The 26,436-nt window shown below is 61.8% G+C and carries 27 protein-coding genes and 1 pseudogene; 16 read left to right on the top strand and 12 right to left on the bottom strand.

All coding sequences use genetic code 11. From position 1 onward, the window contains the following. Nucleotides 1-303 precede the first annotated feature (303 nt). The 6 genes and pseudogenes from guaB to AC1DMK_RS19030 all read left to right on the top strand — a co-directional run bounded on the left by guaB (nucleotide 304) and on the right by AC1DMK_RS19030 (nucleotide 5,182). Nucleotides 304-1,788 (top strand): IMP dehydrogenase, encoded by a 1,485-nt coding sequence (guaB, locus tag AC1DMK_RS19055; protein ID WP_037059628.1) that lies wholly within the window; start codon nucleotides 304-306, stop codon nucleotides 1,786-1,788. Beyond that, nucleotides 1,788-2,354 (top strand): hypothetical protein, encoded by a 567-nt coding sequence (locus AC1DMK_RS19050; protein ID WP_037059630.1) that lies wholly within the window; start codon nucleotides 1,788-1,790, stop codon nucleotides 2,352-2,354. The genes guaB and AC1DMK_RS19050 overlap by 1 nt, the downstream gene beginning before the upstream one ends. A gap of 243 nt (nucleotides 2,355-2,597) precedes the next feature. Then, the gene (locus AC1DMK_RS19045) at nucleotides 2,598-3,020 is read left to right on the top strand and encodes an MAPEG family protein (protein WP_477861143.1); all 423 of its coding nucleotides are present in this window, start codon (nucleotides 2,598-2,600) and stop codon (nucleotides 3,018-3,020) included. A gap of 101 nt (nucleotides 3,021-3,121) precedes the next feature. Continuing rightward, nucleotides 3,122-3,997 carry a dienelactone hydrolase family protein gene (locus AC1DMK_RS19040; RefSeq protein ID WP_477861073.1) on the top strand — a complete coding sequence of 292 codons (876 nt, stop codon included), beginning with the start codon at nucleotides 3,122-3,124 and terminating at the stop codon, nucleotides 3,995-3,997. Between the two features lie 12 nt (nucleotides 3,998-4,009). Next, a pseudogene (locus tag AC1DMK_RS19035) lies at nucleotides 4,010-4,386 on the top strand (catalase-related domain-containing protein); the annotation flags it as partial. A gap of 166 nt (nucleotides 4,387-4,552) precedes the next feature. Further along, entirely contained in the window at nucleotides 4,553-5,182 is a 630-nt protein-coding gene (locus tag AC1DMK_RS19030; protein WP_037060016.1) for a TetR/AcrR family transcriptional regulator, read from the top strand. Nucleotides 5,183-5,185: 3 nt separating this feature from the next. Here AC1DMK_RS19030 and AC1DMK_RS19025 read toward each other — a convergent pair whose 3' ends face one another. Then, entirely contained in the window at nucleotides 5,186-6,142 is a 957-nt protein-coding gene (locus AC1DMK_RS19025; RefSeq protein WP_037059633.1) for a LysR substrate-binding domain-containing protein, read from the bottom strand. A gap of 201 nt (nucleotides 6,143-6,343) precedes the next feature. Here AC1DMK_RS19025 and AC1DMK_RS19020 point away from each other — a divergent pair, with 201 nt between their 5' ends. Next, on the top strand, nucleotides 6,344-6,643 hold the full coding sequence (locus AC1DMK_RS19020) for a YjiS-like domain-containing protein (RefSeq protein WP_037059634.1): 300 nt from the start codon (nucleotides 6,344-6,346) through the stop codon (nucleotides 6,641-6,643). Between the two features lie 86 nt (nucleotides 6,644-6,729). Here the strand turns inward: AC1DMK_RS19020 and AC1DMK_RS19015 are convergent, their stop codons facing one another. The 5 genes from AC1DMK_RS19015 to AC1DMK_RS18995 form a co-directional block, all read right to left on the bottom strand. Next, a complete protein-coding gene (locus tag AC1DMK_RS19015) occupies nucleotides 6,730-7,593 on the bottom strand; it encodes a DUF937 domain-containing protein (RefSeq protein ID WP_477861070.1) in 864 nt (287 codons plus the stop codon). A gap of 86 nt (nucleotides 7,594-7,679) precedes the next feature. Further along, the gene (locus AC1DMK_RS19010; protein WP_477861068.1) at nucleotides 7,680-9,053 is read right to left on the bottom strand and encodes a glutamate--cysteine ligase; all 1,374 of its coding nucleotides are present in this window, start codon (nucleotides 9,051-9,053) and stop codon (nucleotides 7,680-7,682) included. 146 nt (nucleotides 9,054-9,199) lie between these two features. Then, nucleotides 9,200-9,937 carry a 16S rRNA (uracil(1498)-N(3))-methyltransferase gene (locus AC1DMK_RS19005; protein WP_477861066.1) on the bottom strand — a complete coding sequence of 246 codons (738 nt, stop codon included), beginning with the start codon at nucleotides 9,935-9,937 and terminating at the stop codon, nucleotides 9,200-9,202. Between the two features lie 13 nt (nucleotides 9,938-9,950). Beyond that, nucleotides 9,951-11,450: an inorganic phosphate transporter gene (locus AC1DMK_RS19000; protein ID WP_037059640.1), complete on the bottom strand. Its 1,500-nt coding sequence runs from the start codon at nucleotides 11,448-11,450 to the stop codon at nucleotides 9,951-9,953. Between the two features lie 64 nt (nucleotides 11,451-11,514). After that, nucleotides 11,515-12,027 (bottom strand): NUDIX hydrolase, encoded by a 513-nt coding sequence (locus AC1DMK_RS18995; protein ID WP_477861063.1) that lies wholly within the window; start codon nucleotides 12,025-12,027, stop codon nucleotides 11,515-11,517. A gap of 457 nt (nucleotides 12,028-12,484) precedes the next feature. On the opposite strand from AC1DMK_RS18995, the gene AC1DMK_RS18990 reads away from it, so the two are divergent. Next, nucleotides 12,485-13,642 carry an adenosylhomocysteinase gene (locus AC1DMK_RS18990; RefSeq protein WP_477861061.1) on the top strand — a complete coding sequence of 386 codons (1,158 nt, stop codon included), beginning with the start codon at nucleotides 12,485-12,487 and terminating at the stop codon, nucleotides 13,640-13,642. Nucleotides 13,643-13,657: 15 nt separating this feature from the next. Here AC1DMK_RS18990 and AC1DMK_RS18985 read toward each other — a convergent pair whose 3' ends face one another. Beyond that, nucleotides 13,658-14,656 carry a zinc-dependent alcohol dehydrogenase family protein gene (locus AC1DMK_RS18985; protein WP_477861059.1) on the bottom strand — a complete coding sequence of 333 codons (999 nt, stop codon included), beginning with the start codon at nucleotides 14,654-14,656 and terminating at the stop codon, nucleotides 13,658-13,660. Between the two features lie 101 nt (nucleotides 14,657-14,757). Here AC1DMK_RS18985 and AC1DMK_RS18980 point away from each other — a divergent pair, with 101 nt between their 5' ends. Beyond that, nucleotides 14,758-15,609, top strand: coding sequence for a LysR family transcriptional regulator (locus AC1DMK_RS18980; RefSeq protein ID WP_037060017.1), 852 nt, complete (start codon nucleotides 14,758-14,760; stop codon nucleotides 15,607-15,609). A gap of 4 nt (nucleotides 15,610-15,613) precedes the next feature. On the opposite strand, the gene AC1DMK_RS18975 is transcribed toward AC1DMK_RS18980, so the two are convergent. After that, entirely contained in the window at nucleotides 15,614-16,510 is an 897-nt protein-coding gene (locus AC1DMK_RS18975; RefSeq protein ID WP_477861057.1) for a LysR family transcriptional regulator, read from the bottom strand. Between the two features lie 135 nt (nucleotides 16,511-16,645). Here AC1DMK_RS18975 and AC1DMK_RS18970 point away from each other — a divergent pair, with 135 nt between their 5' ends. The 4 genes from AC1DMK_RS18970 to AC1DMK_RS18955 are packed head-to-tail and all read left to right on the top strand — an operon-like array spanning nucleotide 16,646 to nucleotide 21,080. Further along, complete coding sequence (locus tag AC1DMK_RS18970; RefSeq protein WP_037059648.1) at nucleotides 16,646-18,085, top strand: FAD-linked oxidase C-terminal domain-containing protein; 1,440 nt, start codon at nucleotides 16,646-16,648, stop codon at nucleotides 18,083-18,085. Beyond that, on the top strand, nucleotides 18,082-19,287 hold the full coding sequence (locus tag AC1DMK_RS18965) for an FAD-binding protein (RefSeq protein WP_477861055.1): 1,206 nt from the start codon (nucleotides 18,082-18,084) through the stop codon (nucleotides 19,285-19,287). The genes AC1DMK_RS18970 and AC1DMK_RS18965 overlap by 4 nt, the downstream gene beginning before the upstream one ends. A 3-nt stretch (nucleotides 19,288-19,290) precedes the next feature. Continuing rightward, nucleotides 19,291-20,604, top strand: coding sequence for a glycolate oxidase subunit GlcF (gene glcF / locus AC1DMK_RS18960; protein ID WP_477861053.1), 1,314 nt, complete (start codon nucleotides 19,291-19,293; stop codon nucleotides 20,602-20,604). Nucleotides 20,605-20,639: 35 nt separating this feature from the next. Continuing rightward, nucleotides 20,640-21,080, top strand: a complete 441-nt coding sequence (locus tag AC1DMK_RS18955; RefSeq protein ID WP_477861051.1) for a hypothetical protein — start codon at nucleotides 20,640-20,642, stop codon at nucleotides 21,078-21,080. 45 nt (nucleotides 21,081-21,125) lie between these two features. On the opposite strand, the gene AC1DMK_RS18950 is transcribed toward AC1DMK_RS18955, so the two are convergent. Further along, nucleotides 21,126-21,806 carry a L,D-transpeptidase gene (locus AC1DMK_RS18950; RefSeq protein ID WP_037059656.1) on the bottom strand — a complete coding sequence of 227 codons (681 nt, stop codon included), beginning with the start codon at nucleotides 21,804-21,806 and terminating at the stop codon, nucleotides 21,126-21,128. A 135-nt stretch (nucleotides 21,807-21,941) separates the two neighbouring features. Then, nucleotides 21,942-22,682: a L,D-transpeptidase gene (locus AC1DMK_RS18945; RefSeq protein ID WP_477861048.1), complete on the bottom strand. Its 741-nt coding sequence runs from the start codon at nucleotides 22,680-22,682 to the stop codon at nucleotides 21,942-21,944. Nucleotides 22,683-22,892: 210 nt separating this feature from the next. Between AC1DMK_RS18945 and AC1DMK_RS18940 the strand changes: the two genes are divergently transcribed. Both AC1DMK_RS18940 and AC1DMK_RS18935 read left to right on the top strand, forming a co-directional pair. Next, the gene (locus tag AC1DMK_RS18940; RefSeq protein WP_037059660.1) at nucleotides 22,893-23,522 is read left to right on the top strand and encodes a DNA-3-methyladenine glycosylase I; all 630 of its coding nucleotides are present in this window, start codon (nucleotides 22,893-22,895) and stop codon (nucleotides 23,520-23,522) included. Between the two features lie 5 nt (nucleotides 23,523-23,527). Further along, the gene (locus tag AC1DMK_RS18935; RefSeq protein ID WP_037059663.1) at nucleotides 23,528-24,001 is read left to right on the top strand and encodes a hypothetical protein; all 474 of its coding nucleotides are present in this window, start codon (nucleotides 23,528-23,530) and stop codon (nucleotides 23,999-24,001) included. An 11-nt stretch (nucleotides 24,002-24,012) separates the two neighbouring features. Here AC1DMK_RS18935 and AC1DMK_RS18930 read toward each other — a convergent pair whose 3' ends face one another. Then, nucleotides 24,013-24,717: an HAD family hydrolase gene (locus tag AC1DMK_RS18930; protein WP_477861046.1), complete on the bottom strand. Its 705-nt coding sequence runs from the start codon at nucleotides 24,715-24,717 to the stop codon at nucleotides 24,013-24,015. A 239-nt stretch (nucleotides 24,718-24,956) separates the two neighbouring features. Between AC1DMK_RS18930 and AC1DMK_RS18925 the strand changes: the two genes are divergently transcribed. Next, the gene (locus AC1DMK_RS18925; RefSeq protein ID WP_037059668.1) at nucleotides 24,957-26,006 is read left to right on the top strand and encodes an aldo/keto reductase; all 1,050 of its coding nucleotides are present in this window, start codon (nucleotides 24,957-24,959) and stop codon (nucleotides 26,004-26,006) included. Between the two features lie 45 nt (nucleotides 26,007-26,051). Here AC1DMK_RS18925 and copM read toward each other — a convergent pair whose 3' ends face one another. After that, the gene (gene copM, locus AC1DMK_RS18920; RefSeq protein ID WP_477861044.1) at nucleotides 26,052-26,411 is read right to left on the bottom strand and encodes a CopM family metallochaperone; all 360 of its coding nucleotides are present in this window, start codon (nucleotides 26,409-26,411) and stop codon (nucleotides 26,052-26,054) included. Between the last annotated feature and the right edge of the window lie 25 nt (nucleotides 26,412-26,436).

Raw genomic sequence — 26,436 nt, 5'->3', positions numbered from 1 at the left:
TTGAGAAGAGTCTTTTACACCCAAGGACTTGAATGCGCTGGATCACTTTGACGAGCACAGGGACGAGGGGCGTTTTAGGGGCCCGCCGAATGGGAGCCATCGCTCGTCGAACGTTTTGTGGCGCGCACAATCGGCTTTGCCTGCGATCCAGCTTCGGCGGCCCCGCGCGCCTTTTTTCTATTCCCTTCGTGTCATAGACGTGTTACCAGCCCTCGCCAACTTCCAAAGCAACCCTTGCACACCGCCGGTGCGGACGATTCGTTCCGGGTGGCGTCGCATTTTTCGTAATTGAGGAAATTGGCCATGGCTCGCATCATCGAAACGCCAACCGGGTTAGACGCTCTCACCTTCGACGACGTGCTGCTGCAGCCCGGTCATTCGGAGGTCCTGCCCGGCCAGACGAGCGTCGCAACGCGGATCGCGACCGATTTCGAGCTGAACATCCCGATCATCTCCTCGGCCATGGATACCGTCACCGAAAGCCGTCTTGCCATCGCCATGGCGCAGGCAGGCGGGCTCGGTGTCATCCACAAGAACCTGTCGCCGGTCGAACAGGCCGAACAGGTCCGCCAGGTCAAGAAGTTCGAAAGCGGCATGGTCGTCAACCCGGTGACGATCGGCCCCGATGCGACGCTGGCCGATGCGCTTGGGCTGATGAAAACCTACAGCATCTCCGGCATTCCGGTTGTCGAGAAGTCCGGTCGTCTCGTTGGCATCCTGACCAACCGCGACGTTCGCTTCGCGTCCGATCCGTCGCAGAAAATCTACGAACTGATGACGCGCGAAGGCCTGATCACGGTCAAGGAAAACGTCGATCAGCAGGAAGCTAAGCGCTTGCTGCACTCGCACCGCATCGAGAAGCTGCTGGTTGTCGACGGCGAAGGCCGCTGCGTCGGTCTGATCACCGTCAAGGATATCGAAAAGTCCCAGCTGAACCCGAATGCCTCCAAGGATGTTCAGGGCCGGCTGCGCGCCGCAGCTGCCATCGGCGTCGGTGAAGATGGTTTCGAGCGCGCCGAGCGGTTGATCGAGGCAGGCGTCGACCTGCTCGTCGTCGATACCGCGCATGGCCATTCGGCGCGCGTGCTCGAAGCCGTCACCCGCGTCAAGAAGCTCTCGAACTCGGTGCGTATCATGGCCGGCAACGTGGCGACATCGGAGGGCACCAAGGCGCTGATCGATGCCGGCGCGGATGCGGTCAAGGTCGGTATCGGCCCGGGCTCGATCTGCACGACGCGCATCGTCGCCGGTGTCGGCGTTCCCCAGCTTGCCGCCATCATGTCGGCTGTCGAAGCCGCGCAGGCGCAGGACATTCCCGTCATCGCAGACGGCGGCATCAAGTTCTCCGGCGATGTCGCCAAGGCGATCGCGTCCGGCGCTTCCGCCGTCATGATCGGCTCGCTGCTCGCCGGCACCGATGAAAGCCCGGGTGAGGTCTACCTCTACCAGGGTCGTTCGTTCAAAGCCTATCGCGGCATGGGCTCCGTCGGCGCAATGGCCCGCGGCTCGGCTGACCGCTACTTCCAGGCGGAAGTACGCGACACGCTGAAGCTCGTGCCGGAAGGCATCGAAGGTCAGGTTCCCTACAAGGGGCCGGTCTCCGGCGTGCTGCACCAGCTCGCGGGCGGGCTCAAGGCGGCGATGGGCTATGTCGGCGGCAAGGACCTCAAGGAGTTCCAGGAACGCGCGACCTTCGTGCGCATTTCGGGCGCCGGCCTTCGCGAAAGCCATCCGCATGACGTGACGATCACCCGTGAGAGCCCGAACTACCCTGGCTCCGGCGCTTGATGGCAAACGCGGGCAGCCGTATTCCACTTGGGATCGTCGCGCTGCTCGCAGCCCTATGCCTCGCCGTGTTCGCATGGTCGGCCTTCGGTTTTGTTCTGCCCTTCCGGGAGCTGACGAGGACGTGGATGCTCGAAACGCGCCTGGCCGGCTACGATGCGACCGACATCGATGCCATGCGCGGCGTTTTCGCCAGGACGCCCGCAGCGCGCGATCTTCTGTTCGGCATGCATGCCGGGCCGGAACTCGTCTTTCCCGCACTGATGACGGTGCTGATCGTCGCGGTCATCGTCAAGCTGCAGCCGGGCGGGGTCTATTTCGGCCGCCCGATGCATCCTCTTCTGATCGGGGCGTTCTATGCCCTGCCGTTGATCTACGGTGTCGCCGACTATGCCGAGAACATACTGACGACGAACGTGTTCGATGACGGTGTTGCCTGGAGCTTCGCCGCAGCCCTGCTGCCATGGGCGAGCAGTCTGAAATTCGCGGCCCTCGCCATATCGCTGATCGTCATCATCCGCTTTGCCATCGTGCGCCTGATACCTCCCGGCGATCAGGGTGCGCAATAGTCGATCAGCGCGGCCACGACTTCCTCGTCGCCGCCAGACGTCCCGCCGCGGGCCGTAGGCATAGCAATGATGTGCGGCCAGATCGCGCGGATGCTGGGGCAGCCGTATTTCTATCGCCCAGGCCTGATCAAGGCATGCCCGCCGCGCCGTCTGCGGCGGGCATTTGACTGGAAAGGCCGAATCTTTTCCTCTACAGCTCTGAAATCAAAGCAGAAGCGGCAAGGAGAAGACCATATGAGCGCAATGACCGGCTACGAAATGTTCTGGCCAATCATCGCCCACGTGGCCCTGATCTATATCCTCTACATGCTGCTCGGCTACCGCCGCCGGAAAGTGGTCCAGGCCGGGAAAGTCAGACTCTCAAGTTACCGCGAAAACCGCGACGAACCGCCTGAAAGCCTGTTCGTCAAAAACTGCATCGCAAACCAGTTCGAGCTGCCGGTGCTTTTCTACGCCTGCTGCATCCTTCTATATGTTACTGAAGCCGATAACCTCGTCGCGGTGATCCTCGCGTGGATATTCGTGGCGCTTCGCTACGCCCAGGCCTTCGTGCATGTCACCAGCAACCGCATCCGCTATCGCAGCCCCCTGTTTGCCGTCGGTTACATCGTTCTCGGCGCCATGTGGGTCTGGCTTGCCGTATGGATGGCCTTCCCGAACGGGTGATGTCTTCGGCAGCGTGAAGTAACGCAGTTTTGTTCCTGCGTTACCGGTGACTGGCTTATCTTCATTCAGGCAAATGCCTGGGTAGGGAAGAGGAGGCTGAAATGGAAAAGCCGGAAATCACGCAGGCGATGATAAACGCCTATGACGAATACACGCACCTGACGCTCGATCGGCGCAACTTCATGGACAAGCTGGCCAAGCTTGCCGGTTCCGCCAGTGCCGCCGCCGCCATCGCGCCGATGCTGGCCGCAAGCAAGGCGAGCGCCGAGATGGTCCCAGCCGGCGATGAACGGTTGACGGCGGAAGACGTCACCTATCCCGGCAGCGGCGGTGAGATGAAAGGCTACCTGGTCGAGCCGAAGGACCCCCCCGGCAAACTCGGCGCGGTGATCGTCATTCACGAAAACCGCGGCCTCAACCCGCATATTCGCGACGTCGCCCGCCGCATGGCCCTGGAAGGCTTCATTGCACTCGCACCGGATTTCCTGTCGCCCGCCGGCGGCACGCCCGAGAACGAGGATCAGGCACGCGAGATGTTCGGCAAGCTCGATCCTGCCGTAACCGTGGCCAACGCAGAAGCGAGCCTCGCCTATGTGTCGAAGCTGGAGGACGCAAACGGCAAGGTAGGAGCCGTTGGCTTTTGCTGGGGCGGCGGGCTTGTCAACAACTTCGCGACGAAGTCTCCGGAGCTGAAGGCCGGCGTCGCCTACTATGGAGCGCAGCCGCAGGCGGCCGAGGTGCCAAACATAAAGGCCGCGTTGATGCTGCACTATGCGGGCCTGGACGATCGGATCAATGCCGGCATCGATGCGTACAAGAAAGCGCTCGAGGCAAACGGCAAGGATGTCCAGATCTTCGTCTACGACGGCGCCAACCATGCCTTCAACAACGACACCTCGGCGGCACGCTACGACAAGAAGGCGGCGGACCTTGCCTGGGGCCGCACGGTCGAGTTCCTGAAGAAGAACCTCGCCTGATCAGGCCGCGACGGCGTGCGGAGCGGGGGCGATCGCTATGATTGCCTCCGCCAGCGCCTCCATCTCAATGGTAGCCCCTTCGAGGATGCATCCACCAAGGAGCCGCCGCTGAAGGTCGACGGCGACGTTGCCCGCTACAATCATCGCGTCGGCAACGACGACTACGGCTAGGTGCGGGCGCTGTTCAATCTGTTCGACGTTGAGCAGGAGGGCTGTTCTCCAACGTCGCGGCGGCGATGGGCGGCGTACCGGGCACGATCGTCGAGCGCCAGCTCGCACACTTCGAGCTGGTCCACCCGGACTACGAATCAGGTGTTCGCGCGGCCCTTGAAAAGCAGCACGGCTACAAGGTCGATACGATCAACGCACAGCCGGCCGCCGCCGAGTAGGCCCACCATCGAAAAACGACCAAATCGGGGTGTATCACCCCGATTTGTTTATGCTTTTCGAAATCGTTAAAATCCGACTGTTGTCGTTTACCCACCCTGAAGACCTGCATGTCATATCCGCCAAAAGCACCGATTTGAATGCAAATAAAGGTGGATGGGGAACGACATGAACGTCGCATTGGATCGCATTGGACTGCGCAGGAAGCCGAAACAGGAACGCAGTATCCAGAGACTGGATCTCATCTTATCCGCTGCGGCGCGGCTGATTGCCGAAAAGGGCGTCAGCGCCATGCGCATGACCGAACTGGCCGTCGCCGCCCAGGTTCCCATCGGTTCCGTCTATCAGTATTTCCCGGAAAAGGCCGCCATCGTCAAAGCGCTCTTCGATCGGCATGCTTCCGCCATTCAGGCAAGAATAGCGGAAGCCTTTGCGTCAGTTCAGTCCGTCGAGCACGCGCTCGACGTACTCGCGTCAACGATCGATTGGCACTATGACGATTGCCGCAGCGATGCCAGCTATCTCGGTATCTGGATGGGGACGGAGACCGATCAGGATCTGCTGCAGCTGAATATCGAACACAGCACCCGAATTGCCGACATTTTCCACGATACGGTGCGGCGCGTTGCGCCGGACCTGGCAGCTGTCGACATGCAGGCCCGCACCTATCTCTTCAGTCACCTGATCGGTGCGTCGATCCGGCTTGCCGTCGTTAGCGAGGCTTCGCTGGCCAAGCGCATTCTGAACGAGTGGAAGGCTGTGGTCCGCTCATCCTTCTTCTCGACAGCAGCTGTCTGAAGCTCACCAGCTGGTCACCGTATTTGCGACCTTGAGCCGGGGTTGTACCCGGCCATAGGCGTTTTTCAGGTCGGCTTCGAGATTGTCGTCGACAACCGCCGGCGTGATGTTGTCGAGACAGGCCGTGATGTGCGCCGTGATCGCGTTCATCAACGAAATCGAAACGCCCGGCCGCTTCATGATGCCGATCTGAACCGGGGGCAGGGCGGGGAAGCCGTCCGCCTGGCTCAGCACCTTCATGCCAGTGCGCAGCGCCGATTCCGGCATGACGGACACGGCCATGCCGGCAAGAACCGCAGCAGCAACAACCGTGCATGACCAGCTGGTGAACAGGATTTGATGCTCGCGGCCTACCGCATCGAGCGCCGAGCAGGCGAGCTGGCGCCACTGGCAGTCGCGACGGCCCACCGCAAGCGGCACCGGCGCGTCGTCACGGATCGGATGGTTGGCAGAGCCGACCCAGCAGAGCGGTTCCGTCCGCACGACATCGGACATGCGCTCGCGCGGGTTATGCGTCACCAGCGCGATATCGAGCTCGCCGCGATGCATTCGCTCTGCAAGGTCCACCGAAGGTTCGCAGACGATGTAGAGTTCCACGTTCGGATGCGTCTTGGCGAAACGTCCGATGATCTCCGGCATGTAGCGGTCGGCATAGTCATCGGGTGTGCCGATGCGTAGCATGCCCTCGAGGCGATTGTCGTCGAAGGCTGCGATCGCCTCGTTGTTGAGGCGGATGATGCGCCGCGCGTAATTGAGCAGCTTTTCGCCTTCGACGGTGAGCCGGTTGCCGCGCCCGTCCTTGATGAACAACTGCTTGCCGACGCGCTCTTCCAGCCGTCGCATCTGCATGGAGACCGCCGACTGCGTCTTGTAGACCCGGTCGGCGGCCTTGGTGAAGCTGCCGGAGTCGACAATTGCGATGAAGGTCTGCAACTGGTCAATATCAAGAGGCGCGGCCATGATCCCACCTATAACGATCTCTGATGATAATCATTAGAAACATTCGTTGGACTGATCAATAGGCGTTTGGCATCTTCGGGATGCAAATCAAGAAAGTGATGGACGGACACCCTGACTGTCCGCCCCGATTTCAACCTGACTTCCTCCCGTTCGACCTCGCGGGAGGGGTGGGTTGTTGCGCGCCAATGAAAGGATCGTCCCATGCGCACGACAGACCGGATATTAGAACTCGACTGCAGCCAGACCACGATGACGTTTTCCCGACGTCTCGCAAACGGTTTCGCAACGCTGGCATCCGTACTGCGCGTGTTCCGCAATCGTATGGAGATCAACCGGCTGCACGAGCTCGACGACAATCAGTTGAAGGATATCGGCCTTAGCAGGGCCGATCTGACCTCGGCGTTCCTGGCGTCGACCTTCTTCGAGGACCCGTCGGATCACCTGACGCGTACCGTGCGCAATCGCGGGCGCAATTCGATCTTCCGGTCCCACAAGGAATAGGGCCGGTCCAGTTTTCCCCGCAGGGTGATAGCCAATAGCCCTGCCTCTTGCCCGGTGACCGGCCTCCCAGCCGTCTCCGGGTTTTTTTATGCCTTTGGAGGAGGGGCGGCGGGCGCCTTCGGCGTATAGGTATCGAAGATCGCTTCCATGTTCTTCTGATAGCTCTTTTGCACTTCGAGGCCGCTGTCGAACATCGTGTTCAACATATCCATGTAACCTTCCGTCGCCGCTTTCGCCTCCTCTTTTGGCGGCTCGGCAGGCTTTGGCGCGACGGGCTTTCCGAGGTTGCCCATCATTTCCTGGAAAGCCTTGGCAAAGGGATTGTCGAGGAACGGGTTCGCCGCCGGCTTCTCTGGCACCGGCTTCGCGGCGCTGAACATCAGCTGCATGGCCTGCGTGAAGGGATTGTCGAAGATGCTGGGCTCGGGAGCGGTGTTCTGCTTGGGGGCGAAGCCGGTGCTCTCCAGCCATTTCTGGATGGATTCCCCCATGGCGGTGTTCACGAAGGGGTTCACCGGCGCGCTCATCTGCCCCATCGACTGCTTGAACAGGCCGCCCATCAGCGTCCCTGCCATGACCGGCAGCATCTGCTTGTAGATCTCCTGGCCGATGCCGGTCATCTGGGCTGCCTGCGCGGCCACAGCACGCGAAACCTCCTTGGAGCCGAACAGCTGCGCAAGGATGTTGTTGCCGTCGGAAATGCCTTGCGGCGTGAAGGCCCGGCCCATGTCCTCGAAGTATGTCGCGTAGTTGCCCGAGGACACAGCCTGCATCAGCCCCATGAAGTCGTAGGGGTTGCTGGTGCTGCGTTTCAATCCCGCAGAGAAGGCCGGCATCAGGGCTGCCATGGCCTTGGTCGCCTGCTCCTGCGCGAGATTGAACTGCTTGGAGACCGCGTCCATCGCCGCGCCGTTCTGCGCCTGCATCATCATGTCGAAGAGTGGCAGCATGGAAATCCCTTTCCCCGGTTCGCGACGCTCAATCGTGTCACTATAGCCCGAAAAAGGGACGCGCAAACCGCTTTTTGCAGAAGGGGTTAGTATTGATACTCGTCAAACACCGGTTCTACCGAACCGCCCCAGCGGCCGTGGTAAAGCGCCAGCAGATCCTCGGCGAGAGTCGCCTTCTTCGCCATGACTTCATCGAGTGGGGAAAGGAAGATCGTTTCGTCCTGACCTTCCTTGTTGAGCCTGCCGCGTGCCTTGAGGCCAGCCTTCGAAACGGCAATGACTTCGCGCGCCGTCTCGTAGAGCGCATGGCCACGGAACTTCGCCTTCAGACCCTCGGCCGGAACGGCGTTGCGTAGCGCATCCACCTCGTCGAACGTCCAGTCCTTGGTCAGCATGTCAGCTGCATCGAGCGCCCCGTCGTCGTAGAGCAGTCCGACCCAGAACGCCGGCAGCCCGCAGATGCGCCTCCAGGGACCGCCGTCCGCACCGCGCATCTCCAGGAAGCGCTTCAGGCGCACATCGGGAAACAGCGTCGAGAGATGGTTCGTCCAGTCGCCCATCGTCGGCTCCCAGGCGGCAACCTCGCCCTTCAGTGCACCGTTCATGAACTGGCGGAAGGTGACGTGGGTACAGTCATGGTAGCGGCTGTCACGGACGATGAAATACATCGGCACGTCGAGCGCCCATTTGACATAGTCATGGAAGCCGAAGTCGTCGCGGAAGGTGAAGTCAAGCAGGCCGGAACGACGGTTGTCGGTATCGCGCCAGATATCGCCGCGCCAGGACAGCAGGCCATTGAGTTTGCCCTCGGTGAACGGGGAGGAGGCAAAGAGCGCGGTTGCCAGCGACTGCAGCTTCATCGAGACGCGCATTTTCTTGCGCATGTCCGCTTCCGACGAGAAGTCGAGATTCACCTGGATCGTGCAGGTGCGGTACATCATGTCGAGGCCCTTGGTGCCGACCTTCGGCATGTAGCGGCTCATGATCTCGTAGCGAGATTTCGGCATGACGGGTGTCTCTGCGAGTGTCCATTTCGGGCTGCCGCCGATGCCGAGGAAACGGATGCCCATCGGTTCGGCGATTTCCCGGAGTGTTGCCAGGTGCGTATTCGATTCCTTGCAGGTCTCGTGGATCGTTTCCAGCGGCGCACCCGAGAGTTCGAACTGACCGCCGGGTTCGATCGAAATCGCGCCCATGCCATTTGGCGCGCCAAGCCCGATGATGTTGTCGCCGTCAAGGATCGGATCCCAGCCGCTCTTCTGCTGCAACCCCTTCAACAGGCCCGAAATGCTGCTTTCGCCGAAGTACGGAACCGGGCTGTTGTCGGCACGGAAGAAGGCAAATTTCTCGTGCTCCGTACCGATGCGGAAGTTCTCTTTTGGTTTGTTGCCCGCAGCAAGATAATCGGTCAGCTCCTGAACCGAAGAGAGCGGCGTCTGGTCGGTGGTGTCGCGAGCCATTCAAGTAACCTGTATTTGGAAAACGCCCGGGGGGAGCGGACAATTGGAAGGGTGATTAGGACCGCTGGCAGGTATGTTGCAAGTGAAAATGTTTCAACGGCTCATCAAAAAAATAGCAGCGCATTCGCGACGAACCTCCTCGAAGCTCAATTCCAGTCGCCGATCGCTGCCTGGATGACCGCCATGGCGGCGACAGCGGCCGTATCCGCGCGCAGGATCCGCGGGCCGAGCGGAATGGCGGTGACAAAGTCGAGGCTGCGCAGGCGCGAGCGTTCCTCCTCGGAAAAGCCGCCCTCCGGCCCCACGAGCAGCGCAAGCTTGCGCTCCATGATCCTGGAGAGCAACGGCAGCGGGTTTTGCCCCGCATCGCCCTCGTCGCAATAGATGATCCGCCGCTCAGGCGACCATCCGTCGAGCAGATCGAACAGCCTGATCGGCTCTTGGACGTCGGGGATCCCAAGGATGCCGCATTGTTCGGCCGCTTCGATGACGTTGGCCTTGAGCTTGTCGACGTTGGTGATCTTTCCTTGCACATGCTGCGTCATCACTGGCTGCAGCAGGCCGGCGCCCATTTCTACGGCCTTCTGCACGAGATAGTCGAGCCGCCCTACCTTCAGCGGCGCAAACAGGTAGTGCAGATCGGAGGTATCAGGCTGCGGCCGGGTCTGTTCCTCGGCAACAAGCAGGATGCGCTTGCGGGTCGGAAAGGAGACGCGGGCCTTCCATTCGCCGTCGCGGCCATTGAAGACGAGGATCTCAGCACCGTCGGGCATCCGCAGCACGTTTGCGAGATAGTTGAACTGGTCCGCGGTGGCATCGACGGGTCCCCCCGCAGCGAGAGGCGCATCGACGAACAGGCGTTGCATCCGGAAATTGGCTCGCATCGAAAAGTCCTGCCTAGACAAAGAGCGCGAACATAACCCAATAGATCATCGCTGCAAGCGCGGCGGACGCAGGCACGGTGATGATCCAGGCGGCGATGATCGTCATGAAATGCGAGCGACGAACGAGGAAGCGGCGGCGAACCTCGTGGGTATTCGGGTCGTCCGGTTCCTCGACCATCCAGACCTCCGCCTTTCGGCGCATGTATTCGATCCGGCGCTTCGAGTGGCGGGTATACCACTCGCGGAAGAAGCCGACGCCGAACACGGCGCCCACGGCGATATGCGTCGTGCTGACGGGAAGCCCGAGCCATGAGGCGACGATGACAGTGAATGCTGTCGAAAGCGCCACGCAATAGGCACGCATCGGATTGAGCTTGGTGATCTGTTCGCCGACCAGCCGGATCAGGCGCGGGCCGAACAGCAGCAGGCCGACCGAGATGCCGAGCGCCCCGATCAGCATGACCCAAAGCGGAGGAGGAGCGTCGTCGCCGAGCGGCTGCCCGATCGAAACGCGCACGATGGCCGACAGCGGTCCGACCGCGTTGGAGACGTCGTTTGCGCCGTGGGCGAAGGACAGCAGCGCCGCCGATCCGATCAGCGGGAGCTGGAAAAGGACGCGAAGCGAGCTGTTGCGGTTCTCCAGGCCCTGCGCCCGCCGATGGAGCAGCGGTCGTCCGACAAACCAGGCGATGAACCCCGCAGCCACGCCCAGCAGGGCGATGGTTGTCGAGGAGAACGTTCCGGTGGATTCGAGCTGGAGGATCATGTAAGCGGTGAAGGCGCCGACCATGACGGCGATCAGAACCGGCACCCAACGCTTTGCGGCGGCGATCTTGTCCTCGCGGTAGATGATGAGGGTTTTGACCAGGTAGAGCAGGCCGGCGGCAATGATCCCGCCGATCAACGGCGACGTCACCCAGCTGGATGTGATCTCCGCCATCACGCGCCAATTCACCGGACCGGGTCCGACCGCACCAATGCCGGCGCCGATCACTGCGCCGACGATCGAGTGGGTGGTCGAGACCGGCGCGTTCATCCAGGTGGCAAGGTTGATCCACAACGCGGCCGCCATCAGCGCCGCCATCATGATCCAAGCTAGCATGCCGGCCGGCACCTGAACGGCATCGATGATGCTGGACGAGATCGTCTTCACCACCTCGCCGCCGGCGATGGTAGCGCCGAGAATTTCGAAAATTGCCGCAATGACCAGCGCCTGGCCCATGGTCATGGCGCGTGCGCCGACGGCTGCGCCCACATTGTTCGTCACATCGTTCGCGCCGATGTTCATGGCCATGTAGGCGGCGAGCGCTACTGCGGCAATCACGAGAACGGCGCCAGGCCGGTTGAAGACATAGACGCCCGCAAACAGCATCGCGAGGCCGAGGAAGACCAACCCGATGCCGGGCCCGACGAGCTTCCGCGAAACATGCTTCGCCGCGTCCTCAACCTGCGTCAGCCTGTCGAGATCCTTGTCGAGCGTTCGTTTTGTGAGAGTGGTGGGGCGGTCTGGCATGCTGTTCCCTGTGGCTGAATCCTGCTTTAGCGCCGTCCCGTTCGACAGCGCAAGGCGGCAGGATTCATTCCGCCGGAATTTGCTTGGGCAACCGTCCGGCAAGCTCTTCCGTCATACGGCGCTTGAACAGCAGGAAGAGATCGCGAAGTTCGGGCTCGCGAACGCGCTTTGCAGCTTCGTCGCAGGAGACCCATTCGAAGCGACGCTCGCCCTTCTCCTTGAAATTCTTGGCGATGGTCGCGGTTTCAAGAGCGTAGACCTGAACCTTGCAGGTCACCGTCAGTCCGTTCTTGAGGACCTTGGGATAGTGATAGCAGCCGATCGTCTGGCTCTCCACCGTGCCGCGCACGCCGGCCTCTTCGTAGGCTTCGCGCGCAGCCACTTCATAGGAGGTGCGTCCCTCCATCGGCCAGCCCTTGGGAATGACCCAGCGGCCGGTGTCGCGGCTTGTTAGCAAAAGCACCTCGAGATCGGTGGTCTTCTGCTTTACCCTGTAGCAGAGCGCAGCATACTGCTGGCGCGGGGGGCGCCGGAACATCAGCTGCACATCGGAGGCCAGGCGGGCAAGAAGAGTCAACGGTCGGGTCACCTTTATCGTTTGGTTCGTTGGTCGATTATATTACTAGTATCTTATGGAAAGCTTGCGCGATCCATGCGTCGCAGTTCTTCGTATCAGCATTCATAGTTACCAATAGAGCGTTTCGTTTTGGTTTCGAGTTGAGGAAACCGTCATGAAATGCTCTGATTCCGTCACGTCACACGCCAATGAATATGCGCTTCCATCGCACTGCAATCAATGACGCCGGCATGTCGTGCACCGTTAAGTCGGCACTATGGTGATTATGCGTCCGGAATGCGTAAAAAAGATTGCCGGCTAATATTGCCGGCAGGTTTTTCAGTGCGCCGTGGCGACCCGTTTTTGGTCGAATGCAGTCGGGAGGCCAAGCAGATTTTCTGCGCTTTTCGTAGAAATATGTCCATGTTCGCCAGATCGCATTCGGCCTAACAATGCCGCAAAGCGAAAGGATCAACCCATGTCAAGAAGCGCAACGCGCATCGAATGGATCAGCAACGGTTGCCGGTTGTTGCAGGCAACAGCCGCGGAGTTCAGGGAGACGAGACCATTCGACCGTCTGACGATCGGTACCGGCATCCACCTCGAGCCGAAGACCGTGGCGCTTCTGATGACGCTGCGCGCCGGCGGCGCACGTCTCGTCTGCACCGGCAATCTCAACAGCACGCAGCCCTCGACCGTGGATTTCTTGCGTTCCGAAGGGATGACCGTCTTCGCGACGCAGACGACCGACCCCGTCGCCCACCACCAGAGCCTCGAAGCCGTAGTTGCCGAGAAGCCCGATCTGCTGCTGGACAATGGCGGCGATCTCTTCGCCATCGCGGCAGAGCGTCCCTATGCCAATCTTCTCGGCGGCACCGAGGAGACGACCTCCGGCCGCACGCGCCTCCTGCCGATGCGCGGCAGTTTGAACATGCCGATCCTCGTCATCAACGACAGCCCGATCAAGCAGTTCGCCGAAAACAGGCATGCGGTCGGGCAGAGCCTGTTCGAAAGCTACATGCGCTTCACCAACCGCTCGACGAACGGCAAGCGCGTGACGGTCTTCGGGTATGGCGCCTGTGGCAAGGGGACCGCCGCCTGCTTCCGCAATGCCTTCTCGCAGGTCAGCGTCGTCGAAATCGATCCTGTGACGGCGCTCGAGGCTCATCTCGATGGCTTCGCGACGCAGTCGCGTGTCGATGCGATCCGCTCGGCCGATGTCCTTGTGACCGTCACCGGCCATCCGGGCATCGTGACCGCCGAGGATCTGCCGTTGATCAAGAACGGCGCGATCCTGATGAACGGCGGGCATTTTCCCAATGAGATCGATGTCGCGGCCTTCAGGCAGCATGCCGACGTCATCGGGGTCGACCGGTACGAGGCTGACGGCATCGAGACGCTGCATCTGAACGACGGCCGCGCCATCCACGTTCTCGGCGGCGGTCACATGGCCAATCTTGCCGGCCCGCGACCGCTCGGCAACTCGGTGGAGTCGATGGACCTCGGGTTCGCTTTGCAGGTTCGCTGCCTGGAAAGGGTCGCCAGGCGCCAAGCCGGCGCTGAATCGTGCATCGTTCCGGTGCCTGCGGATATCGATGCGATGGTGGCGAGCGCCTACCTCGATCTGGCGCGATAATGGCGCGTCTTCTGTTCAATCGATTTCGATGACGAGCTTGCCTCTCGTTTGGCTGGTTTCGATCAACTCATGCGTTTCGGCAGCATTGGCGAGGCCGAAACGTCGGTCGTCCAGGCGTGGCGCCAACTGCCCCGCTTCGACAACCTTGGTCATCTCCCGCATGATCTCGCCATGGTGCGCGCGGCCTTCGCCGGTCAGAAGCGGAAGCAGCGTGAAGACGCCGGAATAGGTCGCGGCCTTGAACGACAGCGGCGCAAGCGCATGCGTGCCCCAGCCGAGCGCGCTGACGACATGGCCGAACCGGTTGACCGCGCTGAATGCCGTATCCAGCCCGTCGCCGCCAATGGTGTCGTAGACGATGTCGAAGCCGTGTCCTGCGGTATACCTGGCCACAAAGTCCTCCACGGTATCAGTCGCACGGTCGATGGGTGTGGCGCCAAGGCTGCTGATGTAGTCCGCCTTCGATGCGCCATCGACCGCGTAGACCTCTGCGCCGGCGGCCCTGGCGATCTGCACGGCCATATGGCCGACGCCGCCCGCACCGCCGATCACGAGAACGCGCTGCCCAGCCTGAACCTTGGCGCGGTCGACCAAGCCTTCCCATGCCGTGATGGAAATGAGCGGTAGGGCTGCGGCTTCGCGCATCGAGAGATTGTGGGGTTTCAACGCAATCAGGCGAACATCGACGGCCGCAAATTCTGCGAGCGACCCCTGGATGCCGCCGACGCCGCCCGTCATGCCGTACACCTCGTCGCCGCGTCGGAAGCCGGAAACGCCGGGTCCGACGTCCTCCACGACACCGGCCATGTCGATGCCGAGGACTGCAGGCAAGGGATGGCGGGCATGGGCCGCATTACCGGCGCGGATTTTCGTGTCGAGCGGATTGACGCCGCTCGCGCCGATCCGAACCAGGACTTCACCGTCACGAGCTACAGGCACGGCCAACCGGACCGGCCGGAAGGCGCCATTCTGCGACTCGACCAGAAGTGCCTTCATCCGCGTATTGGAGGACATGGAAATCTCCTTTCGTTTTGTTGCGAGGAGACTGCGCCGTTGAAATGGGAATGGAAACCAAAGATACTGAACAAGGATCATGCAATTTCGTATGGGTGCGCATGGAATGGAGTGACCTAAAGCTGTTCCTGGCGATCGCCAGGCTCGGGACCCTGGGAGCAGCCGCTCGCAGCCTCGGTTTGACCCAACCGACGATGGGTCGGCGCCTGCGCGTCCTGGAGGCGTCGCTTGGTCAGCCACTCTTCCAGCGAACAGCCGATGGTTTTGTGCTGACGGACGAGGGGGCGACCGTCCTTGCGCGCGCCGAACGGATGGAGGAAGAAGCGCTCGGGCTGGAGCGCGAACTCGCGGGGCAAGACCGCCAGCTCACCGGCTTCCTGCGGCTGTCGTCGTCGGATTGGTTCGGCGCGCACGTCCTCTCGCCGGTTCTCGCGGAATTCTCGCAGGCCTACCCGAAAGTCGTCGTCGAACTGTTGACCGACAGCCGGCTGCTGAGTCTGTCCCGGAGGGAGGCCGATCTTGTCTTTCGCATCGCGCCCTTTACAGAGGTGGAGGTGATCTCGCGAAAGCTTCTTCATATCGAGTATGGCCTCTATGTAAGGCGTGGCGTCGAGCACCCGAAGGCGGGCGAAGGAACAGCCGCACGTTTGGTGACGATGGACGAGGCATTCGGGGGCATGCCAGATGTGGTCTGGCTGAAGGGCATTCTGCCGAAGGCCGAGATCGTCATGCGCAGCAACAACCGCGATGTGCAGGCGGCACTCTGCGTCAATGGCGCAGGGCTCGCCGTGCTGCCACGGCCGCTTGGCGATTCGATCGCGGCCATCGAGAGTGTCGATCTTGGCGAAGCGCCGCCGGGCCGCGACACCTGGGTCGGCTATCACCGTGACATGAAACGGCTGGCGCGGCTGCGCGCCTTGCTCGATCTCGTCCTCGAACGCCTGGCGCGCTGAAGCGTCACCGCTCCCAGTAGGGAACCGGTCCATAGAGCTCGGCGAGATAGTCGATGAACAGGCGCACCTTTGCCGGCAGAAACTGGCGGCTTGGATAGACCGCGGAGAGCGTCACGCTGCGCGAACCCTCGTACGCCGGAAGCACCTGTAGGAGTTGGCCGCTCTTCAGCTCCGCGCCGATATCCCAGGTGGAGCGCAGCGCAACGCCGAGCCCGGCGATCACGGCCTCGCGAATGACCTCGCTCGAATTAGTGATGAGCATGCCCTCGGGCCGCATCGACAATGCGCCTTCGGGTCCATCCAGACGCCAGATGTCGTTGTTGTGGGCTGGCAGGCAGCGGTGATGCTTGAGGTCTTCGATGCTGTTTGGCGCGCCATGGGTTGCCAGGTAGAGCGGCGAGGCGCACAGCACGCGCCGCACCGGTGCAAGCCGCCGCGCGACAAGGCTGGAATCGGTCAATTCGGCGATCCTGATCGCGAGATCGAACCCGCCGCCGACGATGTCGCTGAACTCGTCGCTCAGGACCAGGTTGATGGCGAGGTCCGGATGCGCGTCCATGAAGGCCTTCAGATGCGGGGCGATATGCATCCGGCCGAATGACGTCGGAGCAGAGACTTTCAGCGTCCCATGCATTTGTGCGGAACGGCCGGAAATATAAAACTCCGCTTCCTCCAGCCCGGCGAGGATGCCGAGCACGCGGTCGTAGAAACCTTGGCCCGCCTCGGTCAGCGAAATCTGCCGGGTCGTGCGCTGCAGGAGCCGTGTTCCGAGCCTGTCTTCCAGCCGTTTGATGCGCTTGGAAACGACGGCCGGCGAGAAGCCGAGCGCGCGGCCGGCCAGCGACATGCTGCCGGTCGCCGCGACCTTGGCAAAGATTTCGAGATCACCCAGATTGGTCATGCGAACCTGATATATTCTTCTTTTGTCATAAGTGCTTAGCATTTGCGCCACATCAGGGAAAGTGCTAAGCCCATGCGATCGGCGGCAAGGAGGATCGCCTCCGGTTTTCGTCGCCGCCGGCGAAGGGAGAGAGCCATGTCCGACGCCATTCCGTTTCTCGCTCTACGCGCCGATGTGATTGCCCGCCGTCGGCACATCGTGGCCGACCTCGTCGATCTGCTGCCGCCGGAATGTCTGGTGCATGAGGCGCGCGAACTGGTGCCTTTCGAGACGGACGCGTTTGTCTCCTATCGTCGCGTGCCGCTGGCGGTGGCTCTCCCGCGAAGCACGGCCGAAGTCGCCGCGGTGATGAAATACTGCCACCGCTACGGCATTCCCGTCGTCCCGCGCGGTGCCGGGACCTCGCTTTCGGGCGGCGCGATCCCGCAAGAGGACGCGGTCGTCGTCTGCGTTTCGAAAATGAACCGCATTCTCGACATCGATCTTGCGAACCGCGCTGCCGTCGTCGAGGCGGGTGTTACCAATCTGAATATCTCGGAAGCCGTCTCGGCGGACGGTTTCTTCTACGCGCCTGATCCGAGTTCGCAGCTCGCCTGCACGATCGGTGGCAACATCGGCATGAATTCCGGTGGCGCGCACTGTCTGAAGTACGGGGTCACCACCAACAACCTGCTTGGCGTGAAGATGGTGCTGACCGATGGCACGGTGGTCGACCTCGGCGGCAAGGGGCTCGATGCGGCGGGCTACGATCTTCTCGGCCTCGTCTGCGGCCACGAGGGTCAGCTCGGCATCGTCACCGAAGCAACCGTTCGCCTGATCGCCAAGCCGGAAGGCGCGCGTCCCGTCCTTTTCGGCTTCGAAACGTCGGAGGAGGCAGGATCCTGCGTTGCCGACGTCATTGCATCAGGCATCATTCCCGTCGCCATCGAATTCATGGACAAGCCGGCCATCGAGATCTGCGAAGCCTTCGCGAAGGCCGGCTATCCGCTTGACGTCGGCGCACTGCTGATCGTTGAAGTCGAGGGGTCTGACGCGGAGATGGACGACATACTGAAAAGCATTGTCGAGATCGCCCGCAAGCATGGCGTGAAGACCGTGCGCGAATGTCAGTCGGCAACCGAGGCGGCGCTGATCTGGAAAGGCCGCAAATCTGCCTTTGGCGCCACCGGACGCATCGCCGATTACATCTGCATGGACGGGACGGTGCCCCTCAGCCAGCTCTCCTATGTCTTGAGGAAGACCGCTGAAATAGTGGAGCACTACGGCTTGCGCGTCGCCAACGTGTTTCACGCCGGCGACGGCAACATGCATCCGCTGATCCTCTTCAACGCAAACGATCCGGAGGACGCGGCGCGGGCGGAAGCTGCGGGAATGGACATTCTGAAGCTTTGCGTCGATGCCGGCGGCTGTCTGACGGGAGAGCATGGCGTCGGCATCGAGAAGCGCGACCTGATGCGCCACCAATATACCGAGGCGGACCTTGCGCAGCAGATGGCCGTTCGGGCTGCCTTCGATCCGGACTGGATTCTCAATCCATCCAAGGTTTTCCCGCTCGACGGACGCTCTGCCGCATGATCGATCTGTTCCCGACGACAGAAGAGGACGCAGCCGACATCGTTCGCTCGCACGCGCAGGCGGGAAAGACGCTTGCGATCTGTGGCGGCAACACGCGTTCCGGCTTCGGCAATGCCGTCACGGCTGTCAGCCGCCTTCGATCGACCAACCTTTCGGGCATCGTCGCCTACAATCCCGGCGAAATGGTCCTGACGGCGCGGGCGGGCACCCCGTTGTTGGAGATTGAGGCAGCTTTGGCGGAAAACGGCCAGATGATGGCCTTCGAACCGATGGACCACCGGCCGGTCATGGCGACGGCAGGCGAACCGACGATCGGCGGCGTCTTCGCTGCCAACGTCTCCGGACCGCGCCGAGTCGTCGCGGGTGCGGCGCGTGACAGCCTGCTCGGTGTGCGCTTCGTCAACGGCAAGGGTGAACTGATCAAGTCCGGCGGCCGGGTCATGAAGAATGTCACCGGCCTCGATCTCGTCAAGCTGATGGCAGGCTCGCATGGTACGCTCGGCTTCCTCACGGAAGTCACGTTCCGGGCGCCGCCACGGCCGAAGGCGGAAGCGACGATCATAGTCGAAGGGCTCAATGACGCAGAGGCGACGAACGCCATGGCGACGGCGATGGCGCTGCCGGTGGAGGTTTCGGGCGCGGCCCATCTGCCGATGACGGTCACGTGGAAGTTTCTCGACGGAACGTTGCCGCCGACCGAGGCCACCGTCCTCAGGATCGAGGGCCTGCCCGGTCCGGTGGAAGCGAGGGCGGCAAAGCTTGTTGCAGCAATGGCTGCGTTCGGCCGTGTTTCGCACCTGGATCGCAATGACAGCGCCCAACTCTGGCGGGAGGTGCGCGATGTCCTGCCTTATGCCGACGGCACGCCCCGCCCGGTCTGGCGCGTCTCCGTTGCCCCGAGCGTCGGCCACCAGCTTGTCGCGGCACTTCGCCTCGAAACAGGCGTCGACGCTTTCTACGACTGGCAGGGCGGTCTCGTCTGGATGCGGATGGAAGCGGATGCCGAAGCCGATCTGCTGCGTCGTTTCCTCAAGGCCCTCGGCGGCGGTCATGCGACGCTGATCCGTGCCCCAGAGCAGGCTAGGGTGACCACCAACGCCTTCCAGCCGCAGCCGGAGGCGGTGGAGTTGCTGTCTGCGCGTGTAAAGGCAAAGCTCGATCCGGCCGGCATTTTCAATCCGGGCAAGATGACGGGGACCTAGGCGATGCAGACCAACTTCACCCTGGCCCAGCTTGCCGATCCTGATGTGGCGGAGTCCGAGCAGATCCTGCGCAGATGCGTGCATTGCGGCTTCTGCACCGCGACCTGTCCCACCTATGTGACGCTCGGCAACGAGCTCGACAGCCCGCGCGGGCGCATCTATCTCATCAAGGACATGCTGGAAAACGGCCGGGCGGCGGACGCCGAAGTCGTCACCCACATCGACCGCTGTCTGTCCTGTCTTGCCTGCACGACCACCTGTCCTTCCGGCGTCGACTATATGCATCTCGTCGATCATGCCCGGGTCCATATCGAGAAGACCTACAAACGGCCGTTCATGAATCGCCTGACGCGTGCCATTCTCGCCTCGGTTCTGCCCTATCAGAGCCGTTTCCGGCTGGCGCTCACCCTGGCGCGCCTCGGAAGGCCGTTTGCGGGTTTCTTGCGGCGCAGTCCGACGCTCAAGCCGTTCGCGGCGATGCTGGCGCTGGCGCCGCGCAGTGTGCCGGCCGCCTCGCCCTATTCCACGCCGGGAATCCATGAAGCCGGCGCCGAAAAGCGGGGGCGCGTCGCAATTCTCACGGGTTGCGCGCAGCCGGTGCTCGACCCTGGAATCAACGAGGCGACGATCAGGCTGCTGACCCGCCTCGGTGTGGAGGTCGTCCTCCCGGAAGGTGAGGTCTGCTGCGGCGCGCTTGTCCATCATATGGGACGCGAGCAGCAAGCCCTGGCGAGCGCGCGCGCCAATGTCGACGTCTGGACACGCGAGATCGAAACCGGCGGTCTCGATGCGATCATCATCACGGCGTCCGGTTGCGGAACGACCATCAAGGACTATGGCCACATGCTGCGCCTGGATCCTGCCTACGCCGAAAAGGCCGCCCGCGTATCGTCGACGGCCAGGGACATCACCGAGTACCTAGCCACGCTCGATCTGCCGTCGCAACTGACGAAGGGCCTAACCGTTGCCTATCACTCGGCCTGCTCGATGCAGCACGGCCAGAAGATCACGACGGCGCCAAAGCTGCTTCTCAAGGCCGCAGGTTTTACCGTCCGCGATCCGGCTGAGGGCCATCTTTGCTGTGGTTCTGCCGGCACCTACAACATCATGCAGCCGGATATTTCCGAGGTGCTCAAAACGCGCAAGGTCAAGAATATCGAGGCAACGAAGCCTGATGTCATCGCAACCGGCAATATCGGCTGCATGACCCAGATCGCATCCGGAACTGCAATTCCGATCGTGCACACGGTCCAGCTGCTCGACTGGGCCTACGGTGGCAACGTACCGGAAAAATTAAGAGATCTGGCGCTAGGTTAGCGCCGCCGGATGTCCGGCAGTCTCAGGAGCTCAGCATGCGTCGCACAATCCTCGCGCTAACGGTTCTATGTGGAGCGACCCAGCTCGCTCACGCCGACAGCCGGTTCTTCTGTTCGGCAGACGACAAGGATGTGCGCTTTACGATTGAAAGCGGCTTCGAGGCGGATGCGGGACACAAGCTCAATCACTTTCGCGGCGCCATTCAGGTCAAGACCGCCGAACTCACGCCGGCCTTCAGGAAGATCGTGCTCACGTCATCGAATCTGATGCACCATTGGTCGCACGGCGGCGAGCTGCGGCTCGAGATATTCTACAATGGTGGCGATGAAGCCGGCGGGCAGACCTTAAACCTTGCGATCGCGGCCGAGCAGCCTGGAAAGTCTGCTGCGGCATTCTCCGGGACCTACGAAATGGTGGTGGAAGGTGGCGCAAAGCCCATTGCCGCCGTCGGCAAGGTCAGTTGCGGCTCCAAGTAGGCGGCCGACGCGTCAGCCGCCTCTGGCTTGTCGATCGTCGGGGCTTCAGCCGCCGAATATCGTACGCAGAACGTCGATACCGCGGTCATCGAAGCTGACCTCGCCCTGCTTGTTGCCGGGGCCGACGACGATAACCTTCGTACCGACAGGCGCACGATCATAGAGGTGCGTCACATCCTGGTTCATCATGCGGATGCACCCTGAAGACATGTTGAGTCCGATCGTCCAGGGCTGGTTGGTGCCATGGATGCGGAAGATCGTGTCCCTGCCGCCCTTGTAGAGATACATGGCGCGTGCGCCGAGCGGATTGTCTTCGCCGCCTTCCTGGAAAGCGGGAATGATATGGCCCTTGGCGGCTTCGCGAACGCGCATTTCCGCCGGTGGTGTCCAGCTCGGCCATTCAGCCTTGCGGCCGATCTTCACGACGCCCGACCAGCCGAAACCTTCGCGGCCGACACCGATACCGTAGCGCGTAGCGCGGTTCCTGCCTTCGACGAGGTAAAGATACTTGTGGTTGGTGTCGATGATGATCGTGCCCGGCGCTTCGGACGTCACCAGGCGGACGCTCTGGCGCTTGAATTGCGGCTTCACGGTTTTTGGCATCTGGGCCACGCGAACCACCGGACTGCCCTGTTGGGCGGGTGTGTTCGGCTGGGCCATAGCGGCAGTCGACAGTAAGGTGAGCATAAGCCCGGCGGCTGTAAGAGCCGTCGTCAATTTCGTCATGTTTGATTCCCTCAAAGCAAAATCGGATCGAAGCTACCCGAACTTCGATCCGATTCAAGGTCTTGGGTGCCGATTAAGGCAATTTCGGCGCCATCCGGCGTCTATTCTTGCCCCGCAGCAGTATTGGCAAGCCCACTACATGACGATGACGCGCGTTCCAACCTTTACGCGCTCGTAAAGGTCAACGACATCTTCATTGCGCAGCCGGATGCAACCGGAAGATACGGCGCTGCCGATCGTCCATGGCGCGTTGGTGCCGTGAATACGGTAGAGCGTCGAGCCGAGATACATGGCGCGGGCGCCAAGCGGGTTCTCAGGGCCGCCGTCCATCCGCGCCGGAAGGTAGTGCCCCTTTGCGGCCTCGCGGCTGACCATCTCGGAAGGCGGCGTCCAGTCGGGCCACTCAGTCTTGCGGGTGACCTTGTGCGCGCCCGCCCATTCGAAGCCGGGCTTGCCGACGCCGACGCCATAGCGCCGCGCCCTGCCGCCGTCCATGACGAGGTAGAGGAAGCGGTTGTTGGTATCGATGACGATCGTACCCGGTCGTTCCCTTGTCTCGTAACTGACGATTTGCGGAAGGAACTGCGGCTCGACCCGCTGACGGATCACGGGAACGCCTGGATTGATCGCCGAGACCGGCTGGGCGAGCGCAGGGGGAGCGCGTCGAATGGCGCGCGGGGCGAAAAGTCCGCGCTGCTGAACGGGTCGCTGGTAGACGACGGGGCGCACCTTGCCGCCGCCGAGCTGCATGATCCAGGGAGCAGCAAGGTCCGGGCTCAGCACGACTGGCGGACGTGTCGCATAGCGGTCATCGCCAAAGGCGGCGGTTGAGAAGACGCCGAGCAGGGCTGCGGCGAGCAATACGGATTTCATCATCGGACGGACTCTCTACAAATGGCCGAAAATGCACTGGCAGCACACGCCGCCTGCGCTCATGCTGCCACCGCGTCCTGCAGCGAATGGTAAATTCGAATTCATTAAAGGCCAAAGCGTCGGATAAACTTTTCGTCAGGGTTATCGTTCGGTTTGGAAAGAGGGTTTCTAAGTGGTAAAGCCGGATTCGCAGCTGTGAAACGAAGCGGACCTATGAGCGAAACAGGCATCATCATCGGCGACGACGGCAAGCATCGTTGTCATTGGCACGCCAATCTGCCGGACTACATGCGCTACCACGACGAGGAATGGGGACGACCGGTCACCGACGACATCCGCCTGTTTGAGAAGATCTGCCTGGAAGGTTTCCAGTCGGGCCTTTCCTGGCTGACGATCCTGCGAAAGCGCGAGAATTTCCGCGCCGCCTTCGCCCGCTTCGATTTCGAGAAAGTAGCCCGGTTCGACGATGCCGATATCGAGCGCTGCCTCGGCGATTCCGGCATCGTGCGCCACCGCGGCAAGATCGTCTCGACGATCAACAATGCCAAGCGCGCGATTGAACTCAGGCAGGAATTCGGTTCGCTTGCGCGCTATTTCTGGAGCTTCGAGCCCGGCCACAACGAACGCCCCGGCGTGGTCGACCGCGCCGCGATCATGGCCAACCCCACGACGCCGACATCGGTCCTCATTTCCAAGAATCTGAAGAAGCGCGGCTGGACCTTTGTCGGTCCGACCACAGTTTATGCCTTCATGCAGGCAATGGGTCTCGTCAACGATCATTTCGAAGGCTGCTTCTGCCGCTCCGAGGTAGAGGCGATGCGCGACGCATTGGTACGTCCATGAGAATAATGATGGCCATGGCCGCAGCGCTGGCGCTGTTGGCCGGCGCGGCATTCGCCCAGACGCCCGATCTGCAGCCGGGCGAGCAGCTGGAGAAGCTGCAGTTTCCAGCTGCGACAATGGAACTGAAGGGCTGGACGAAATTCGGCAAGGGCAGGGTCTATACGCTGCCGGTCAAGGCCGGCCAGCATGTGAAAATAAGTTTCTCGACAAAGAGCAAGTTTGCCTTTCTCGCCATCTTCGATCTTGCCGCTCCCGACGACGAGGCGATCTTCGGCACGGACGAAGATGGGGAGAGCTACAGCATAACGGTGAAGAACAGCACCACCTGGTTGCTCCGGCCCTACTATTCGAAGGCCTCGCCGCGTCGCGGACTGGGTGCGCCCTACAGCGTCCTTGTGGAGCCCCAGGCAGCGCCGCCCGCCATGCCGGCGCCGGCCGACGAACGCAAGCCGTCGCCGCTCTTCCCGGCACGGCCTTAAACACGGCGACGCTAGCCGAGGCTCTCGATGACGCTAAGCAACTCTCCAAGGTGCTCGATCCTTCGAAACCGCGGCGCCTCCGTCGGTTCGTCGACATGCTCCAGCACCCAGGTCAGTTCGTGAGGCACGAAGACGCCGTAGCTGCCGGCAGCGATGGCCGGAACAATATCGGACTTCAGCGAATTGCCGACCATCATCGCCCGCTCGGGTCCGCCGCCGATCTTGGAGAAGATGCGCCGGTAGGTAACGGCTGTCTTGTCGGACACGATCTCGACCGCGTGGAAGAAATCGCCGAGCCCTGATTGCGCCAGCTTCCTCTCCTGATCGAAGAGGTMGCCCTTGGTGATCATGACGAGAAGGTAGCTCTCCGACAGCGCCTCGAGCGTCTCCTGGACATGCGGCAGCGTGTCGACCGGGTGCGACAGCAGATCGCGGCCGGTATCGAGAATGCGGGCGATTACGCCGGCCGACACCTTGCCTTCCGTCACCTCGATCGCCGTCTCGATCATGGAAAGCGTGAAACCCTTGATGCCGAAGCCATAGTGCCGGAGATTGCGTTTCTCTGCTTCCAGCAGCCGTTCCGAGATCTTCGGCCCCTCGGCGAAATCGGACAGCAACTCCGTGAAGTGCGCCTCGGTCAGCCGGTAGTACTGTTCGTTCTGCCAGAGCGTGTCGTCAGCGTCGAAACCGATCGTTGTCAGTGTGCGGGTCGTCATCGGTCCTCTCCGGGGATTTTGACGTGAATCTATTCGATGGCTGCCGCGAAACAAGAGGAGCGTGAATGCCAAATGCGTGCGGCTGACCCGGTTGAAAAGCTGGCACTATGCGTTAGATTCAGATTGCCTCATCCGTGCAGCGGCCCGGCTGCTCCTGTCATGCGCAGGCCAACAACCAAAAATCCAACCCGTCAATCCGCCAGCCTCTGCTCGCGGCCGTCATAAGGAAACGTCCGACCATGCGTTACAATCAGCTTGGAAATACGGGACTGTTCGTCTCTGAAATCTGCCTCGGCACCATGACCTTCGGCGCCGCCGACGAAGGCAGCATGTGGAGCGCTATCGCCGACGTCGATCAGAAGGCCGCCGACGGGATCGTCGAGCGGTCGTTGGCCGCCGGCGTGAACTTCATCGATACCGCAGACGTCTATTCCTTCGGAGAGTCGGAAAAGCTGCTCGGTCAGGCCCTGAAGAACCTCGGCGTTCCCCGCAAGGACGTCGTCATCGCCACCAAGGTCTATGGGGTCATGGGGGACAAGCCGAATGACCGAGGCGCCTCCCGCGGCCATATCATGGATTCTGTCGAAGCGAGCTTGAAGCGCCTGCAGACCGATCATATCGACCTCTACCAGATCCATGCCACCGATACGGTGACGCCGATCGACGAAACCCTGCGCGCCTTGGATGATCTCGTGTCCCGGGGTCTCGTCCGCTACGTCGGCGTGTCCAATTGGCAGGCCTGGCGCATCGCCAAGGCCCTCGGCATCTCAGAGCGCTGCGGCTTTTCCCGCTTCGAGACGGTGCAGGCCTACTACTCGATCGCCGGCCGCGATCTCGAACGCGACGTCGTGCCGTTGATGCAGGAGGAAAAGCTTGGGCTGATGGTCTGGTCGCCGCTGGCCGGTGGTCTTCTGTCCGGCAAGTACGGGCCGGGTGCACCCGGCAACGGCGAAGGTCGCCGCGCCACCTTCGATTTTCCACCGGTAGACACGGATCGCGCCTGGGCTTGCGTTGCAGCCATGCGCGAGATTGCCGCCAAACACGGGGTTGGAGTGGCGACAGTGGCGCTGGCCTACATCCTCGCCAAGCCTTTCGTAACCACAGTGATCATCGGCGCCAAGCGGGTCGAGCAGCTGAACCAGAACCTTGCCGCCGTGAGCGTGAAGCTGGATGCTGATGATTTGGCGAAGCTTGACGAGGTAAGCGCGCTGGCGCCGGAATATCCGGGCTGGATGCTTGCACGGCAGGGTGCCGGACGGCGTCCGGCGCCATTCGAGCCCAAGGCCTGAATGCTAGGGATGCCGGCGTGGATACGCCGGCATCCCTATAAGCTTCTAATTGCCGTGAGCTTTCAGCCAGGCCTGCATTTCGGCGATTTCCGCCTCCTGCGCCTTGATCACCCCCTCCGCCAGCTTGCGGATGCCCGGATCCTTGCCGTATTGGAGCTCGATCCTGGCCATGTCGATCGCGCCCTGGTGGTGCGGGATCATGCCACGCACGAAATCGACATCCGGATCGCCGCTGTACTCGATCATCATGCTCTTGTGCATAGTGTCAGTTGCCTCCGTGAAGGCATGGCTGGATGCACTGTGATCGCCTATCGGCTTGCTCATGTCCATCTGCATATCCTCGGCGAGGGCGGGCACTGTCGACAGGGCGATGCTTGCGGCAATGGCGAGGGTTTTCAGAGACATGGTTTTTCTTCCTCTGTCTTGCGAA

The organism is Rhizobium sp. 05L419 (genome assembly GCF_056397845.1).
The sequence above is the reverse complement of the archived record's forward strand: the minus strand, read 5'-3'. Positions and strand labels throughout refer to the sequence as shown.

What these genes read in the sequence shown, in the direction of transcription:
- AC1DMK_RS19015 (WP_477861070.1), bottom strand. Translation starts at nt 7,593, where the DNA reads ATGCTGCCACTCTTCGACATGATGATGCAGGCGCAGAACGGCGCGGCG.
- guaB (WP_037059628.1), top strand. Translation starts at nt 304, where the DNA reads ATGGCTCGCATCATCGAAACGCCAACCGGGTTAGACGCTCTCACCTTC.
- copM (WP_477861044.1), bottom strand. Translation starts at nt 26,411, where the DNA reads ATGTCTCTGAAAACCCTCGCCATTGCCGCAAGCATCGCCCTGTCGACA.
- AC1DMK_RS19020 (WP_037059634.1), top strand. Translation starts at nt 6,344, where the DNA reads ATGCGCACGACAGACCGGATATTAGAACTCGACTGCAGCCAGACCACG.
- AC1DMK_RS18985 (WP_477861059.1), bottom strand. Translation starts at nt 14,656, where the DNA reads ATGTCCTCCAATACGCGGATGAAGGCACTTCTGGTCGAGTCGCAGAAT.
- glcF (WP_477861053.1), top strand. Translation starts at nt 19,291, where the DNA reads ATGCAGACCAACTTCACCCTGGCCCAGCTTGCCGATCCTGATGTGGCG.
- AC1DMK_RS18965 (WP_477861055.1), top strand. Translation starts at nt 18,082, where the DNA reads ATGATCGATCTGTTCCCGACGACAGAAGAGGACGCAGCCGACATCGTT.
- AC1DMK_RS19010 (WP_477861068.1), bottom strand. Translation starts at nt 9,053, where the DNA reads ATGGCTCGCGACACCACCGACCAGACGCCGCTCTCTTCGGTTCAGGAG.
- AC1DMK_RS19040 (WP_477861073.1), top strand. Translation starts at nt 3,122, where the DNA reads ATGGAAAAGCCGGAAATCACGCAGGCGATGATAAACGCCTATGACGAA.
- AC1DMK_RS19005 (WP_477861066.1), bottom strand. Translation starts at nt 9,937, where the DNA reads ATGCGAGCCAATTTCCGGATGCAACGCCTGTTCGTCGATGCGCCTCTC.
- AC1DMK_RS18925 (WP_037059668.1), top strand. Translation starts at nt 24,957, where the DNA reads ATGCGTTACAATCAGCTTGGAAATACGGGACTGTTCGTCTCTGAAATC.
- AC1DMK_RS18980 (WP_037060017.1), top strand. Translation starts at nt 14,758, where the DNA reads ATGGAATGGAGTGACCTAAAGCTGTTCCTGGCGATCGCCAGGCTCGGG.
- AC1DMK_RS19025 (WP_037059633.1), bottom strand. Translation starts at nt 6,142, where the DNA reads ATGGCCGCGCCTCTTGATATTGACCAGTTGCAGACCTTCATCGCAATT.
- AC1DMK_RS18950 (WP_037059656.1), bottom strand. Translation starts at nt 21,806, where the DNA reads ATGACGAAATTGACGACGGCTCTTACAGCCGCCGGGCTTATGCTCACC.
- AC1DMK_RS18990 (WP_477861061.1), top strand. Translation starts at nt 12,485, where the DNA reads ATGTCAAGAAGCGCAACGCGCATCGAATGGATCAGCAACGGTTGCCGG.
- AC1DMK_RS19050 (WP_037059630.1), top strand. Translation starts at nt 1,788, where the DNA reads ATGGCAAACGCGGGCAGCCGTATTCCACTTGGGATCGTCGCGCTGCTC.
- AC1DMK_RS18970 (WP_037059648.1), top strand. Translation starts at nt 16,646, where the DNA reads ATGTCCGACGCCATTCCGTTTCTCGCTCTACGCGCCGATGTGATTGCC.
- AC1DMK_RS18975 (WP_477861057.1), bottom strand. Translation starts at nt 16,510, where the DNA reads ATGACCAATCTGGGTGATCTCGAAATCTTTGCCAAGGTCGCGGCGACC.
- AC1DMK_RS18935 (WP_037059663.1), top strand. Translation starts at nt 23,528, where the DNA reads ATGATGGCCATGGCCGCAGCGCTGGCGCTGTTGGCCGGCGCGGCATTC.
- AC1DMK_RS19045 (WP_477861143.1), top strand. Translation starts at nt 2,598, where the DNA reads ATGACCGGCTACGAAATGTTCTGGCCAATCATCGCCCACGTGGCCCTG.
- AC1DMK_RS18940 (WP_037059660.1), top strand. Translation starts at nt 22,893, where the DNA reads ATGAGCGAAACAGGCATCATCATCGGCGACGACGGCAAGCATCGTTGT.
- AC1DMK_RS19000 (WP_037059640.1), bottom strand. Translation starts at nt 11,450, where the DNA reads ATGCCAGACCGCCCCACCACTCTCACAAAACGAACGCTCGACAAGGAT.
- AC1DMK_RS18945 (WP_477861048.1), bottom strand. Translation starts at nt 22,682, where the DNA reads ATGATGAAATCCGTATTGCTCGCCGCAGCCCTGCTCGGCGTCTTCTCA.
- AC1DMK_RS19030 (WP_037060016.1), top strand. Translation starts at nt 4,553, where the DNA reads ATGAACGTCGCATTGGATCGCATTGGACTGCGCAGGAAGCCGAAACAG.
- AC1DMK_RS18955 (WP_477861051.1), top strand. Translation starts at nt 20,640, where the DNA reads ATGCGTCGCACAATCCTCGCGCTAACGGTTCTATGTGGAGCGACCCAG.